The organism is Kocuria carniphila (assembly GCF_004136555.1).
Taxonomy (GTDB): Bacteria; Actinomycetota; Actinomycetes; order Actinomycetales; family Micrococcaceae; genus Kocuria; species Kocuria carniphila.
In genome coordinates, this window is sequence record NZ_NOIT01000028.1 from 1 (window position 1) to 14,674 (window position 14,674).

Sequence of the window (14,674 nt, forward strand, 5' to 3'; positions counted from 1 at the left end):
TGGGGATCGATCCTCTTCGGCATACTGTCCATCCTTCCGGACTCAAACAGTAGCGGCATCAAACCCGGGCCGGTTCAAGCGCAGCATGGGGCAGAACACCCCGATCGTTGAACCGTGACAGCCAGATGCAGCGGCTCACCAGCAGACATTGGGTCAGGACTCCTGAGCCCCTGGGCTCGCTGCAGAGCGCAGCGTTACTGCACGACATCCTGGATCGCCCAGAGTCAGAACTGCGAATCACGGGACTGACTGCATTACAGCTCTATGGCCTCCCCTTAGGCGCACCCGATGCCGAATTGGATCGCCTGCTCGGACATGCGCCACCCCCACGATCAAGTGAGTTCCACACGATGATGGCGACTCCCCATTTCTCCTGGCTGGGCATCCGGCGAAAGTGCCCGGTTAAGACCGCACTGGTGACCAAATCGTATGGCCTTGGGCGTTTTCCTGGCCCATGGGGAAGCTTCCTGGCGGACCCTGTCGAGGCACTCGTTGTGGCTGCCCCTTACTTGTCCCGCTGGCGCATCACGTCATGTCTTGACGCCCTCATGAGCCGCACCATCAAGTCTCCCGGTGGAAAATCATATCCCCTGTACAGCCGAGCGCTTCTGGAACGGCGAATCGGCAAACTGCCTCCCACGTCACGCTCGGTTCGGCGTGTACGAGCTGCCTTTGAGGACGCGGTCAAAGGCGCATGGTCACCCATGGAGTCCCTCACCCGCCTGCTCGTCATCGCTCTGGGGTATCCCCCGCCGGCATTGAATTTCCATGTGATTGTGGACTCTGCAGATCGACACCTGGACCTGGCCTGGCCAGGATCCAAGGTCGCCGTCGAATACAACGGTGCCGATCACCTGGATCGCCGCCAGTACGGCGATGAGATGTTCCGCCGCCACCGCTTGGAAGACAACGGGTGGCGAGTTCGATACATCGTGTGGGAAGACCTGATCGAACCCGAACGCCGGTATCTGCTACTCGAATGGCTGTCACAGCAACTCTCTCCCGGGCGGTAAACAATCCAGTCCGTAAAAGGACTCGTTTCACGCCCGAATGTGCACTTTTACGGACTGAAAAGATCGAAGGGCAGTTTTCCGGACTGGAAAGTTGGGTGCGCCGCTGCCTGGGCGCAGCTAACCCACCAACTCGCTAACTCCCCCCTAACTCAGTAACCCACTAACCAGCTACCCCAGCCGCTCGATGTCGGACAGCTGCTTGAGGCGGAACAGCGCAAGCAACAGCATCACGGCGATGAACCACCAGGCCGCCATGCTCAGCGACATGTACTGCAAGAGAACTGCCAGCAGCACAGCCGGTAACAGGCCCTGGAACATCCACGCGATCCGGGTGATGGCTGACAGGTCCCCTATGGGTGTGACCACGCCGGTCATCATCTCCGCGGGAAGGGCCCCGACACCGCTCAAACTCAGCTTGATGAGGGGCGGGAGGAACAACAGCACCAGCAGCGCCGCGGGATCAATCGACGTCCCTAGGAACAACAGATCCCCCACGACGAACCCCAGGCCCAGGCTCACCGCACTCAGAATCATAGGCGCCATCAGGTGCCGGGCAGACATACCCCAGACACCCTGCGGCAGAATCCGATCCGCGCCCACGGACTCCAGATAGTCACCCAATCCCTTGGCCAGCGCACCGAAGACCCACTGCAGAATCACAACTGCCAGAGCCACGAGCAGCGGTTGAGGGCCGAAAATTGTCACCACTGCCCCCGCGCAAAAACTCAGGAGCAGCGCAGACATGAGCCGGAAGGGCCGACGCACCAGCGACATGGCATCCACAGCCAGTGCGTTCAGCCGGGAGTTCGAACCGAGGGGCAGGCAAGAACCCCGGAAGAACCGTCGCGCCTGCCCACCGGTTGATGCAGCAACCTTCAGATCTCCGGCAAGGAGCCCAGCAGTGAGCAATTCCCGCGAGCGCAGATCCGCACGCAAGCGCGCATCGGTGACCCGATCCAACGCCGTCGGGAGCAACAGCAGCACACACACGGCACCGACCAGCACCGCGCCAGTGAGCACCGCAGGTAACCACTGGTCGAGGTTCATCCCGGAGACCAGGCCCAACATGCCGCAACCCAGCCCCGCGAAGACAATGCGCGCCCACGTAGCAAACCCCGAACCGCCGAGCACGACTCCCGCGGCGAAGAGTGCCGCCGTTCCCACGCCGAACGCGGTCACCAGCAGCGCATCATCAACCTCCATGCGCAGCCCGACAGAGATCAGCGCAGACACCAGGCCTACGCACGCCGCTACCCCGAGACAGATGCGCACCGTCCGCCGTGGCGCAGTCCCGCGGAGCCCGAATGGACCTTCCACGAAGTAAAAGAGTTCCTGCGCGGACACGACCACCGGTCCGTAACGGGTGGGCAACCACGGCGCCAATAAAACAGCGAGCGAGCCGCTCAGGAAAAAGGCGGTCAGGACCGAGTCGGAACCCGCCGCATATCCCAACTCGCGTATCCCAAATACTCCGTACCAAGCCAGCGGCCCGGCGAGGTACAGCCAGTACAGGAGGTTCTTGTTACCGGTCTGCTTGGGTCCGAGCACGCGTTGCGCTGCAGCCATATTGCTCCGCCGAGAGCGGGGCGTGAGCGTGGAATCGCCGTCGGAAGGTGCCGGTCGAGAACCTGCAGCCATCTCAACCCGTGACTTCCAGCGCCACGTGACTGTCCGCGAGCGCCTCCGTGAAGTGCGGGTCGTGCGTGGCCATGACGACGGCGCCGCCGTTGCGTTTCTTGTGCAGCAACAGTTCCACAACCCGGGCCCGCCGCTCAGTGTCCAAACGCTGCTCGGGCTCGTCCAGAATGATCAGCTCGGAGGGTCGGATGAACCCGATGGCAAGGGACACGAGCTGTCGTTCCCCCGAGGACAGTTCCAGCGGGAAGCTGTCGCGGATCCGGGCGATTCCGAGTGCCTCCATAATGCGCTCCGGCTCGGTCGTGCCCGGAGATGCACCCCATGAAACGCATACGAAGCGCAGGTGTTCCAGGACCGTGAGGTTCTCAAAGAACGGCGGATCGCCCAGCACCGTGGCTATCCCGGCGCGTTGATCAAGGGATTCCAGCCACCGCACTGAGCCCTCGGTGGCCAGATCTCGGCCAGCCAGAATTTTGAGGAGCGTGGTCTTACCTGAGCCGTTGGGGCCGGTGAGGACCACGCCCTCACCGGCGGCCAACGAGAAGCTCACCGGAGCCAGGATCTCTCGACCCGAAACGGTCTTGGATACGCCGCTGACTTCGACCAATGCTCCGCTCATAGTCCGACCACACTAACCGAGCGAAGGGTCGCTACTTGCTCCGCGACGAACCGCGCCAGGCCGGTCCGGGCCAGAGGCGATTATTTGCTCCGCGTCACCGGATCCTGATCGGACCAAGGGAACACGATCCACTCGTCGGTGGCCTTCCACGCATAGTCCGGGCGCACTACCGACTGAGGCTTCTCGTAGACCACGGCGGAACGGCACTGCGCGCCGTAGCCACTGAGCAGCTCCAGAACCAGGGCCAGGGTACGTCCGGAATCGACCACGTCGTCCACGACCAGCACCTTCTTGCCGCTGATCGACTCGGTGTCCAGCATGGGCGCGAGCAACACGGGATCGGGCAGGGTCTCGTGAACGTCCGTGTAGAACTCCACGTTCACCGCGTCCGAGAGCTTGACGCCCATCGCGTAGGACAGTGCACCGGCGGGCAACAACCCGCCTCGAGCCACGGCAATGATGATGTCCGGAATGAAATCCGAGTCGACGATCATCTGGGCGAGGTCACGGCTAGCGGTGCCGAAACCTTCCCACGTGAGTACTTCTTTGGTCTCTAGGTCCGCGGAGTCAGCGTGATAAGCCATGTCCGCAGGTTAGTCGCTCCGGCTCAAAGCTGCCCAATAGCCCTACCGAAGCCACCATCGGGCAGGCTCCCCGCCTCCACGACGGCGCCCGATCCGTGCCGTGATCCCGCCACAGTCCGCGATCTGACCACGCCACGGACGACGACGCCCACGCGCCCGTATCGGCCACCGGGCACGTGGGCATCTGGGCACCTAGATCATCGATTGATCGATGCGGAAGCCGTCCGCGTCTTCTGCATCGTCCGCAGCTTGCACGCGACCGCGATGAGCAGCACCAAGCTACCCGTCAGCAGCAGCTGGGTCCGCACCACGGGGTCGGAGAAGCCGAGCACGAAGATCAGAGCAATCAAACCCAAGGCCAAGTAGGAGAGGTACGGGTAGCCCCACATGCGGAAGGAGAGCTGACGACCGGCACGGTCCGAGCGGCGTCGGAGAATGATCTGCGAGATCAGGGACAGGGTCCACACGACCAGTACGGTCGAACCGATGGTGTTCAGCAGGAATCCGAGCAACTGCTCCGGCCACAGGTAGTTGGCACCCACGGTCAGGAACCCCACGATCACGGACGCCACCACGGCCGCGCGCGGCACACCCTGTGCGCTCAGCTTCGAATACCGCGCCGGGGCGTAGCCGCGCGAGGACAGCGAATACAGCATGCGAGACGCGCCATAGAGGTTGGCGTTCAAAGCGGACAACAGCGCCAGCGCAATCACGATGGCCATCACGACCTGCGCACCGGGTAGTCCGACCTCGCTCAACACGGCCACGAACGGGCTGGAGGACAGGGATTCGTCGTTCCACGGCAGGATGATCACCATGAGGGTCACGGCGCCGATGTAGAACACCAGCAGGCGCACCACGATGGTGCGGATCGCCTTGACCACGTTGGTCTTGGGATCCTCGGTCTCGGCCGCGGCAACAACCACGAGTTCCGTACCACCGAACGCGAAGACCACGATCAGCAGCGCCGCGGCCACACCCGTGAAGCCGTTGGGGATGAAACCACCGTGTTCCGTGAGGTTGGTCAGCCCCGGCGACGGCGCCGGCAACAGTCCCAGCAGCAGAGCCACGCCCACCAGCAGGAACACGACCACGGCACCCACCTTGAGCAGTGCGAACCAGAACTCGGACTCACCGAGCGCCTTGACGCTGATCAGGTTCACCGCGGTGAAGATGACCATGAAGGCCAGGGCCATGAGCCACTGCGGAATCACGGGCCACATCTCATTCAGAATCTGCGCGGCGGCGGTGGCCTCCGCCGCAATCACGATGACCAACTGGACCCACCAGAGCCACCCCAGGGTCTGACCGGCGGTGCGACCCATGGCCTGCTCGGCATATAACGAGAATGCGCCGCGGGCGGGCTCGGCCGCCGCCATTTCACCCATGGCGCGCATGACCAACACGAGAATCACGCACGCGACCAAGAACGAGATCAGCACGCCGGGTCCGGCCACGGCAATCGCGTTGCCCGTGCCGACGAACAGCCCGGTACCGATGGCCGAACCCAGCGCCATCATCACCAGGTGGCGGGTCTTCATGTGGGTGGCATCAGACTTCTTGAGATCCGGGCTCGGAGTGGAAGGTGTTGGAGACATGACATCCCGATCAGTTCTAGCTGCGCGCTCCGCTGTGGAGAGCGGCGACTTATGGCGTAAGGACACGAAGAATTCCTTTCGGGCCTGCACCAACAGTATGGACCGGGTGCATTCCAGGAAGCCGGGCGAACCCGGTGGAGAGGGTGGGAGAAATCAGTGGATCAGGCAGCGGGGAAGGCCGAGCGGTCCTTGAGGACCTCCAGCACCCGGTCGTTGGTCGCGGGGTCGGCCAGCGTGATGCGCACGCCGTCCCCCGCGTAGGCGCGCACCAGTACATCGGAGCGGTCGAAGGCGTCGACCAGCGCTTGGCGCAGGTCCTCCCCCGCCCGCAGCCACACGAAATTCGCCTGGCTGTCCGGCACGTCCCAGCCGGCCTGGCGCAGGGCGGCGACCATACGACGTCGTTCGGAGACCACCGCACCCACGCGCTCGCGCAACTGCTCCTGGGCCTCGAGCGACGCGATGGCCGCTTGCTGCGCGAGCGTGCTCACGCCGAAAGGTAGCGCGACGCGGCGCAGGGCCTCAGCAATATTCGGGTGGGCCACCGCGTAACCGACGCGCAGCCCGGCCAGCCCGTAGGCCTTGGAGAAGGTCCGCAGCACGCACACGTTGTTGTGGGCGCGGAACAGGGCCAGCGCGTCCAGGGTCTCGGTGGCGTCGAGGTACTCGGTGTAGGCCTCGTCGATCACCACGAGCACGTGGGGCGGAACTTTGGCCAGGAAATCCGCCAATACATCGTGCTCCAGCGCCACTCCGGTCGGGTTGTTGGGCGAGCACACCATGACCACGCGGGTGTCCTCGGTGATGGCCGCGAGCATCGCGTCCAGGTCGTGTGCCTCGTTGGCATCGAGCGGCACGGGGACAGGGGTCGCGCCTGTCAGGCTCACCAGGATGGGGTAGGCCTCGAAGGAGCGCCACGCGAAGACAACCTGGTCGCCGGGGCCGCACGTGGCCGTCAGGATCTGCTGGAGCACGCCCACACTGCCGGGGCCCACGGACACTGCGGTGGATTCCACGCCCAGGAAGTCCGCCAGACGTTCCCGTAACTCGGTGGCGGCCATGTCCGGATAGCGATTCATTCGTCCGGCGGTCCGCTGCACGACGTCCAGCACGGCGGGCAACGGTTCGTAGTGGCTCTCGTTGGACGCCAGTGCCGCGGTGAGATCGCCGGTCGCGCGGCGGCCGGCAACGTAGCCGGGCAGTTGGGATACGACGTCGCGCACGCGCGGTTCGTCGGTCTGAAGCCCGGAGGCCTGAAGCTCGGAGGTGCGGGGCTGGCTGGTGGTGGAGCTGGTGGTCATCAAGGGGCCTTTCAGATGCCGCGGGCCCGGGTTGCGGGCGACCGTTGAAACGTTGGCTCGCTGTGTGAGCCAGGACACGCTGAAAAGATGGTGATCCCCCATGAGCGATCTGCGCAATACTTTAATTTTGAACTGCGTTAAATGCTCACCACCCCCGCTTTAAAGTGACACAATGCACACCATGTACCAGCTCGACCCCCTGGATGCTCGCATTCTCATGGCCCTGGACAAGGATCCGAACGCCACGATCCTGGCCTTGGCTCAGACCTTGGGCGTGGCTCGCAACACCGTGCATGCTCGGCTCCGCCGCCTCTCCAAGGGCGGGGTCATGGGTCCGGTGAGTCAGCGGCTCAACCCACGCGCGCTGGGTTACGACCTGATGGCCTTCGTGGAACTCTCCATCCGACAGGGCACCAGCGAGGACGCACAGAAGGCCCTGCTGAAGATCCCTGAGATCATCGAAATCTATGCGACCACCGGCGATTCTGACCTTCGCGTGCGCCTGGTGGCCAAGGGCACCTCGGACCTGCACCGGATCACCAACTTGATCCTCGAGACTCCGGGACTGCTGCGCACCACCACGTCCATCTCACTGCTCGAGGCCATGCCGTTGCGCATGTCCAGCCTGCTGCAGCGCGAGGCGGACCGGGCGTAGGCCGGCTTCGCACGGACCCCCGCGGTTGAGCATTCGCAGCAACTCGCGTCGATTCGCCTTGACTCGCGTTGTTGGGGCCAAGGTCGGCCCGACTGCGACCAGCTCGCCCCGGGCTCAGCCCTCCGAGCCCCGCACCGCCCGCAGATGCAGCACTAGCCCGGCCACCATGCACGCGGAGCGGAACGCCTCGCCAATCAACACCCACAGAGCCATACTCACCGCGGTATCCGCACCGGAGACCACTGCACCGCCGACCACCAGGAGCATCTGCACCGCCGCGATCACCGCGAACATCCGCTCGCGACCACCGAGCATCATCACGTTGCTCATGGCCGAGGTGATCGCATTGATCACCGTGGACACCACCAGCACCACCGACGCCGCCCACGCTCCTTGGTACTCGTCGCCCAGCACGGCCACGAGCCCGTCCGATCCGACCACGAACAAGAACGCCAGCAGACCCAGCGGCACCACCAGCGAACTTCCACCGGCCTGCACCAGCAACTTGATCAACGCGGCTGGCTTCCGCAGCGCCACGGCAATGCGCGGGGCGAAGACCGTGGCCACGGCCGAGGTTCCCATGGCGCCGCCGGATTGAATCTTCTGGGCCACCTCGTACACACCCGCTGCCGCCAACGACTGCCCGCCGATCACGAACATTGGCCCGCGCACGCACAGCGATGTCAGCGCGTTGCCCGCTCCCACGGTCAGTGCGGGGCGCCACGGGATGGCTGCGTGGGCGGCGTCGTCGGGCTGGGGCGCCCCGGACGCATGCCGCGGAACGTATATGGGATCCGGCTCGGGGACGGCCCTCGCGTGCCGTCCTGTGAACGGGACCTCCGGGGCCGACGACGCCGCGCGGCGTCGTCGTGCGCGGCCCTCCTGAACCGACGGCGAGGCGGCGTACAAAATCAACGTGACCAGCACGAACGCCATGACCTGCGAGGCGATCAGCCAGTCCGGTGCGAGCACCGAGGTGACCAGCGCGCCCACCAGACCGAGGGCGGGCAGCACGATGGACTCCATGAACTGGCCCAGCAGCGGCCAATTGCGCGCTTGGCGCTGCACCACGAACAACCGCTGGAACGCGGAGGCCGTGGCGACCATCCCGAGCGCCAGGACCCAGCCCCACGGGCCGCCGCCAACGGCCAACGCAACGCAAGCGGCAGCGAGCAACAGGAACGCGACGGACCACACCCGCGCCAGAGCACCGGCGTAGCGTCGACCGAGTTTCACCGCGAGAGTGTCCCGACCTTCAGCCCACAGCGGCGACTGCGAGCGCAGCCCCATGACGTCCAGACCGAGGGGGCCCGCCATGCGCGCGACCAGCGCGACAGCCCACAGGATGCCGTTGAGACCCACCTCGGTGACGGAGAAGCGCAAGGCCACCGTGGCAACCAGCAGCATCTGGAGCACAGCCCCGCCCACGCGGATGCCGAGCACCAGGATGGACTGTTTGGCAGCACTCATCGGGGCACCCGGTCGCTGGGGAGACCCAGACCGACGAGGTGCCTCACGAGGGGTGGCGGGGGGACTCGTGGCGGCGCCGCCCAGCGCCGTGCGAGCCGCGGGGGCTTCAGTCACGGTTCAATCGCGCCCTCACCACGAGCCAGACGAACTTGGAATTACCCACCAGGTAGCGCTTGAACATACGACGCGGTTCCTGGAGCAGACGCCAGGACCACTCCATGCCCATGCGCTGTACGAACTTGGGGGCGCGGGAGGTGATGCCTGCGACCACGTCGAAGGAACCACCCACGCCCACACAGATCGCTGCGCCGGTGCGGTCCTTGTGGGCGAAGACGAAGTCCTCCTTGAGCGGCGAGGGCACGCCCACGAACACGATGTCCGGGTTGCTGCGGGCGATTTCGTCCGCCATTTCCTGATCCGTCATGTCCTCGCGCCGCCAGAATCCGTTGTGGAACCCCACCACGTTGGCCCCGCGCGCCAGGAAGCGCCAGCGCACCTGACGGACCACCGTGTCCGTGGCGCCGAGCAGGTAGATGCGGTAGCCCTTCTCCGCGCTGGCATCCACCAGGCGGTCCATCAGGTCGATTCCGGCCACGCGTTCGGGCAACGGGGCGCCCAACAGTTTGGAGGCCCACACGAGTGATTGGCCATCGGCCGTGACCACTGTGGCTGTGGCGAACTTGTCGACCAGTTCTTGGTCGTGGCTGGCGGAGACCAGCTTGGCCGCGTTCATGGCCAAGTGGTTGTAGTGGCCCGAGTCCTTCTCGATGAGGTCCTCGATGGTCTCCACCGTCTCGTCCATGGTCAGCGGGTCAACGCGGGCACCGAGCAGACGGTTGGTGTGACGCGGTACGGCACGCGGCTTCCGCCGAGTGATGTGGGGATTGAGCAAGCTCATGACTGTGCCTCCTCTGACTCGAAACGAACCCGGCGGCCGCGTTCACTGCGTTCGTTGCTTCCGCTGCTGTCACCGTTGTCACTGCCCAGAAGTTCCACCCAGCGGCTCAGCGCGTAGCTGGCGTGGGCCTGGTTCCAGCGCATGTGGGGTAGGGATTTGGGGTCGTTGCGGAAGCCGCCGTCGGTTCCCTGATGTGAGATGAGGTGTCGGATGGCGGGTTCCGGGTCGATCTCCAGGTCCCCACGACGAGCCAGCCCCGCAAGGAATCCCACGGTGGTGGCCACGTTGTGAACGTCGTGGGACGCGTGAGTCTCATCCGCGTTGTAGACCGGCAGACCATCCAGGGTCATGCAGTGGGCGTACCAGTACGCCAGACCGCGCTCGTAGGAGTCACCGATCTCGAAGCCCTGCTGTTTCAGGAAGTACAGCGAATCCAGCACGTAGATCGTGTGGAAGCTGTCGATCCATTCAAGGCCCTTGCCCTCGCCGTACGCCCAGGAGCCGTCCGGGGCTTGAGCCTCCACGGTGCGGGTGATTGCCTGCTGGATGAGATTCCGGTCCCCACCCAGCAGCGCCAATGATTCGGCCGCCAGCAGCGATCCGTTGTGCACCAGTCGATCGGAGGCCTCCGTGTAGCGGAAGAAACCGTCCGGGTGAGCGAGGTTCTCGAGCCAGGTGGTGGTTTCCCCGGAGACCTCATCCAGCCGGTCCATGGCCGCAATCGCGCGCAGGGCAAAGACCGTGGCCACCACATTGGGCGAGTTGGCCAGGTAGTGCGCCCACCGGGTCTGAACGTCGAACTCATAACCCCACGGACCGTTGCCGCGAGTGCACAGGATGCGTGTGACCAGTTCGTGGGCACGATCTGGGTGATCTTCGCAGCGCTCAGCCATCGCGAACAGCGCGAGCGCCTTGGTCATGGTGACCTTCGGAACCCGCGTGGCCGAACGCAGCGAGTGCCCCAGTCGCTTGTGGGCCTGGACCCACACCTGCCGCGGCAAACGGCCCTTCAACAGCGGAGCCGCAGGCGACAACAATCCGTCATACGGGTCCGTACCGGTGAAATCGCGGTCCCGCGCGAAACGCAGCGCCGCCTCAGCCGAGGCGCGTATGTCGTCCCCCAGCGTCTTATGCAAAATCTCATGAGCATGGAAGCTCATTGGTCCCCCTTGCAAGTCTTTATGTGCACCGGTTCCCCCGAACCCATGCACGACTTTGATGTCAGTGTTCAGCGCCTATGTGACCTGTTCATACACCTCATCCAGTCGGTCCCTGTACTGCGCAATGTCATAGAACTCTTCCCAGCGATCTCTCGCGGCGTGCGCCAAGGCCTCACGCTTGGTCGGGTCCAGAAGGAGCGATTCCAGCACGTGGGCCAGCGTCTCTGCGTCGTTCACGGGCACGATCCATCCGGTCTCACCGTCCAGAACCACCTCGGCCACGGATCCCACGTCCGTTGCCACCGGGGCCAGTCCCCAAGCCATGCCGTCGAGCAGCGACAGCGGCAGGTTCTCCGCATGGCTCGGCAACACCAGGATGCTCGCCGCGGAAAGTTGTTCGTCCAGTTCTGTTCCAGACAGCCAACCGGTGGTGGTCACGGCAGGAGCGTCCTTGAGCAGGCGAGAAATTTCACCATCGGGGTCGTGCAGATCTCCGGCGAGCACCAGTCGCGTCCGGATGTTGTCCGGCAACGACTTCCAGGCCTTGAGTAGCTCGATCACGCCCTTGGCACGGGTCACTTTGCCCGTGAACAGCACCACCGGTTCCGCGCGGTCGCCGGGTACCTCGGCCGGTCCTGGGACGGCATTAGCAATCACGTGGACTTTCTCCGCGGTCACGCCCATGACCTCCGTGACGAACGCCTTCCACACGCTTCCCAGGACGACGACGCCGCCCGCGTTCCTGAACATCGAACGCACCGCCGATGCCAGCGGGGCGGGCAAATCCCTGTAGAACTCGCGATACCGGCCACCGTGAAGATGAAGGATGTAGGGGCGGCGTCGAACCCTGAGCGCACCGGTCAGAATGAGCTTGCGCCAGGTGCTGCCCCTGGTCGAGATATTGACGTGAAACGCTGAATCTTCCGGCACCGGCCCCCAGCAGGTGAGCAGTGCTTTGCCGAAAGCTGCCAACCGGCCGAGTCGAGCACCGGGCGCCCCTCCGGATTCCACGAAATGCACCTGAGTCTTATCGGACCGGCTCCGTGAGAGGTGCCCCATCATGACCCCGATCCCACCGGCAGAATCCGGTCGAGGTCCCATGACGATCACGTGTTTCATGGCGACTCCTGATACCGTCGCCGGCCGTGCGCGCGCCATACGACCGATTCGGTGGGGGAGGATCCGTCGGGTGACGGGGGCGTTTCATCGACGGCATGGCCGTGCAACGGGCGCCCGAACGAGCTCTCGCGCAGATAGATGGCCGCCGCGACTCCGGCCAAAGCGAAGACCGGGCCGAACATGGGTGGTCCGGTGAAAACCGGAGCGGCAATGGACTCGATGAGCATTTGTCCCATCCAAGCAATCACCACAGTGCCGATCCACTGCACGTAGGGGTGGGGCGAACGGCGCATCAGTTGCCAGGCCGGGTAGACCACCATGATCAGTCCGATCAGATAGAACAGCAGACCCAAGAACCCGGTCTCGGCAAGGATCGAAGGCCAGAACGTGTCTGTCAGGAATCCACCGCGCTCCCCGGGGCCCATGCCGTAAACGCGCGTGTAGCCCAGTTCGTCGTAAAGCGGGCTGTAATTCGACGCCGCCACCGCGGAACCGAATCGCCCGAGCCCCACGCCCAACGGGAAGGCCGCCGCTGCGAGCGCCACGGAATCGATGGTCATGGTGGTGCGAGCCGTGGAGTCGATGTTCGTGAAGTACTCGTCATACGTACTGGTGACCACCTGGGTGAGGGGTTCCCACGCCACGATGAGCGCGATGGGAATGACCAGTAACAACAAGAGGATGGACTTAGCCTTCAGACCGGGCAGGGCAAGCCGGGTAGCCACTGCCACGATGAGCACGGAGGCCACTGACTTACGACGGAATGTCAGGATTCCCACAGCGGCCGTAGCGAGCATCAGCACCAGGGATACGAGCGACCGTTCCACCACCCTGCGATACGACAAGATCGCCAAGAACGCGAGTCCCATGGTTGAGCCCAGCCCCACGGGGTGATCGAAAATGCCGGTGAGACTGGGGATGCCGAGTCGGTAGCTCACGGGCTGTCGACCGACGATCGAGTTCCAGGCTTCCGGTGCCATCGCATTGATCAACGCGGAGAGCAGGACCACCAAAAGGGCCACGGTACTGAACCGAACGATCTTGGGAATGTCATCCCGCCGCCAGTCGATCTGGAGGATTCCCAACAACAGCAACGGGCCCTTGAGGAACAAGAATCCGCTGAGCAACCAGATATTCGGAGGCACAGAGTTCATGACCGCGGAAATCATTCCCACGATCGCGTACGCGGCAAAAAACCAATAGGCGTGGATGCCCCGCAGCGACTTGTGGATCAACAATCTGCGCACCGGGAACACCACGATGGCGGCGAGGACTGCCACCTCGTCCACATAACCGACCAAAGAGCTTCCGGTCATGGTCTGCAGTGTCTGGGCAATGACCGTCGCGGTGACCAGCAAGGCCACCGCCACCTTGGGCCACAACCCAAGGGCCAGGCCGAATAGCAGAGCCACGCAGATTGCTGCGATGGCCGCCCCAGCCATCAGCATTGCAACCCCTGAGGCTCGCAAAAAATGTTCATAGGTTCTCTCCCCCTGCGCGCCGCCCAGCACCTATGGCACCGGTGGCGGCCCCCAATTTATTCACTCCCGTCAAAGAAATGTGACCCCGTGTCCCCCCGGACACGCCGCTTCAAGCGATGGATCGCACCCATTTGACTAGTAACCACTGTAACCGGGGCACAGATCATTCAAAACGGCGAACGACTGAATGGCAAGCCGCACAAGTGGGGAGTTGTCCCTTTTTCAACGGACAAAAGGGAATATGGGGGGCTGGGAAGTGTGATTACCATGGAAGTTAAGTCACTGTGCCGAGGGGAACGGCGCACACGATCATTGCAACGCCCATCAGCACATGCTGAGGGCTGGGCTGAGGGGGAACGTACTCGTCATGAGTCAAACCAATGGTAGAACGTCGCGCGCGTACGAGCGCGGCGAAATGAGCTCTTTCCATCTCTGGACAGCGCTGCGCAGAAGCTGGTGGGCGATCGTCATTGCTGCCGTGCTCGGTGCCGCTCTCGGTTGGGGCGCCGGTGCCGTGTTGGGTACCAGTTACACCTCGACGGCCTCCGGCGTGGTGGTGGCGAATGGTGGGACGAACTCCACCGAGGCTCTCGCGGGCGAAAACCTGGCCAAGTCGAAGGCAATCACCTTTGGCAGTATCTCCGGCACCACCTCCACCGCCGCCTCCGTGATCGGCGAGTTGGGCCTGGAGCAGACTCCTGAAGCCTTGCTGCAGAACGTGAAGTCCACCGTTCCGCTGGACACCTCTGAGGTCCGCGTGAGCGCGACGTCGTCCTCGCCGGAAGAGGCACAGCGCTTGGCGCAGACCTGGATCGACGTATTGGGCACTCAGGTGGATGACCTGGGTGACACCACAGAGGAGAACGGCACCAGCGTGGAGCTGACCCGCGTGGGTCAAGCCTCGTTGCCGCAGGACCCGTCGTCTCCGTCCTCCATCATGCTGATCGCCGTGGGAGCGCTCCTGGGCCTCCTGGTGGGCGCGCTGTTTGCGATTGCTCGTCATCAGCTGAGCTCCAAGTAGAGCTTCTAGCAACGCTCATGGCTGAGGGCCCCACCGAAAGTGAACTGACCCCCGGGAGTTGGACTGAGTAATTCGGTTCCAACTCCCGGGGGTCAGTTCATGGGGAAGCAGAGTGCT

13 protein-coding genes are annotated in these 14,674 nt (G+C 64.0%); 3 read left to right on the forward strand and 10 right to left on the reverse strand.

Translation table 11 applies throughout. The annotated features are described in order from the left end of the window. Positions 1-704: 704 nt before the first annotated feature. Positions 705-1,013: a hypothetical protein gene (locus tag EWV37_RS14975; RefSeq protein ID WP_016998137.1), complete on the forward strand. Its 309-nt coding sequence runs from the start codon at positions 705-707 to the stop codon at positions 1,011-1,013. Positions 1,014-1,181: 168 nt separating this feature from the next. On the opposite strand, the gene EWV37_RS14980 is transcribed toward EWV37_RS14975, so the two are convergent. From EWV37_RS14980 to hisC, 5 genes are all read right to left on the reverse strand, one after another. Next, positions 1,182-2,579: a hypothetical protein gene (locus EWV37_RS14980; protein ID WP_016997894.1), complete on the reverse strand. Its 1,398-nt coding sequence runs from the start codon at positions 2,577-2,579 to the stop codon at positions 1,182-1,184. Positions 2,580-2,652: 73 nt separating this feature from the next. Continuing rightward, positions 2,653-3,270: an ABC transporter ATP-binding protein gene (locus EWV37_RS14985; RefSeq protein WP_031273296.1), complete on the reverse strand. Its 618-nt coding sequence runs from the start codon at positions 3,268-3,270 to the stop codon at positions 2,653-2,655. Between the two features lie 80 nt (positions 3,271-3,350). Continuing rightward, positions 3,351-3,854: a phosphoribosyltransferase gene (locus EWV37_RS14990; protein ID WP_016997892.1), complete on the reverse strand. Its 504-nt coding sequence runs from the start codon at positions 3,852-3,854 to the stop codon at positions 3,351-3,353. Positions 3,855-4,051: 197 nt separating this feature from the next. Continuing rightward, positions 4,052-5,452 carry an amino acid permease gene (locus EWV37_RS14995; RefSeq protein ID WP_129702460.1) on the reverse strand — a complete coding sequence of 467 codons (1,401 nt, stop codon included), beginning with the start codon at positions 5,450-5,452 and terminating at the stop codon, positions 4,052-4,054. Between the two features lie 161 nt (positions 5,453-5,613). Further along, positions 5,614-6,753, reverse strand: a complete 1,140-nt coding sequence (gene hisC, locus EWV37_RS15000) for a histidinol-phosphate transaminase (protein ID WP_129702461.1) — start codon at positions 6,751-6,753, stop codon at positions 5,614-5,616. A 172-nt stretch (positions 6,754-6,925) separates the two neighbouring features. Here hisC and EWV37_RS15005 point away from each other — a divergent pair, with 172 nt between their 5' ends. Continuing rightward, on the forward strand, positions 6,926-7,408 hold the full coding sequence (locus EWV37_RS15005) for an Lrp/AsnC family transcriptional regulator (RefSeq protein WP_129702462.1): 483 nt from the start codon (positions 6,926-6,928) through the stop codon (positions 7,406-7,408). A 114-nt stretch (positions 7,409-7,522) separates the two neighbouring features. Here EWV37_RS15005 and EWV37_RS15010 read toward each other — a convergent pair whose 3' ends face one another. From EWV37_RS15010 to EWV37_RS15030, 5 genes are all read right to left on the reverse strand, one after another. Next, positions 7,523-8,878, reverse strand: coding sequence for a lipopolysaccharide biosynthesis protein (locus EWV37_RS15010; RefSeq protein ID WP_129702463.1), 1,356 nt, complete (start codon positions 8,876-8,878; stop codon positions 7,523-7,525). A 106-nt stretch (positions 8,879-8,984) separates the two neighbouring features. Next, positions 8,985-9,776 (reverse strand): WecB/TagA/CpsF family glycosyltransferase, encoded by a 792-nt coding sequence (locus EWV37_RS15015; protein WP_129702464.1) that lies wholly within the window; start codon positions 9,774-9,776, stop codon positions 8,985-8,987. Next, positions 9,773-10,936 (reverse strand): prenyltransferase/squalene oxidase repeat-containing protein, encoded by a 1,164-nt coding sequence (locus tag EWV37_RS15020; RefSeq protein ID WP_129702465.1) that lies wholly within the window; start codon positions 10,934-10,936, stop codon positions 9,773-9,775. Before EWV37_RS15020 ends, EWV37_RS15015 begins: the two co-directional genes overlap by 4 nt. Before the next feature lie 75 nt (positions 10,937-11,011). Continuing rightward, positions 11,012-12,055: a glycosyltransferase family 4 protein gene (locus EWV37_RS15025; RefSeq protein WP_165189487.1), complete on the reverse strand. Its 1,044-nt coding sequence runs from the start codon at positions 12,053-12,055 to the stop codon at positions 11,012-11,014. Next, entirely contained in the window at positions 12,052-13,503 is a 1,452-nt protein-coding gene (locus EWV37_RS15030; protein ID WP_129702467.1) for a hypothetical protein, read from the reverse strand. The genes EWV37_RS15025 and EWV37_RS15030 overlap by 4 nt, the downstream gene beginning before the upstream one ends. A 448-nt stretch (positions 13,504-13,951) precedes the next feature. On the opposite strand from EWV37_RS15030, the gene EWV37_RS15035 reads away from it, so the two are divergent. Next, entirely contained in the window at positions 13,952-14,557 is a 606-nt protein-coding gene (locus tag EWV37_RS15035; RefSeq protein ID WP_165189490.1) for a YveK family protein, read from the forward strand. The last annotated feature ends 117 nt before the right edge of the window (positions 14,558-14,674 follow it).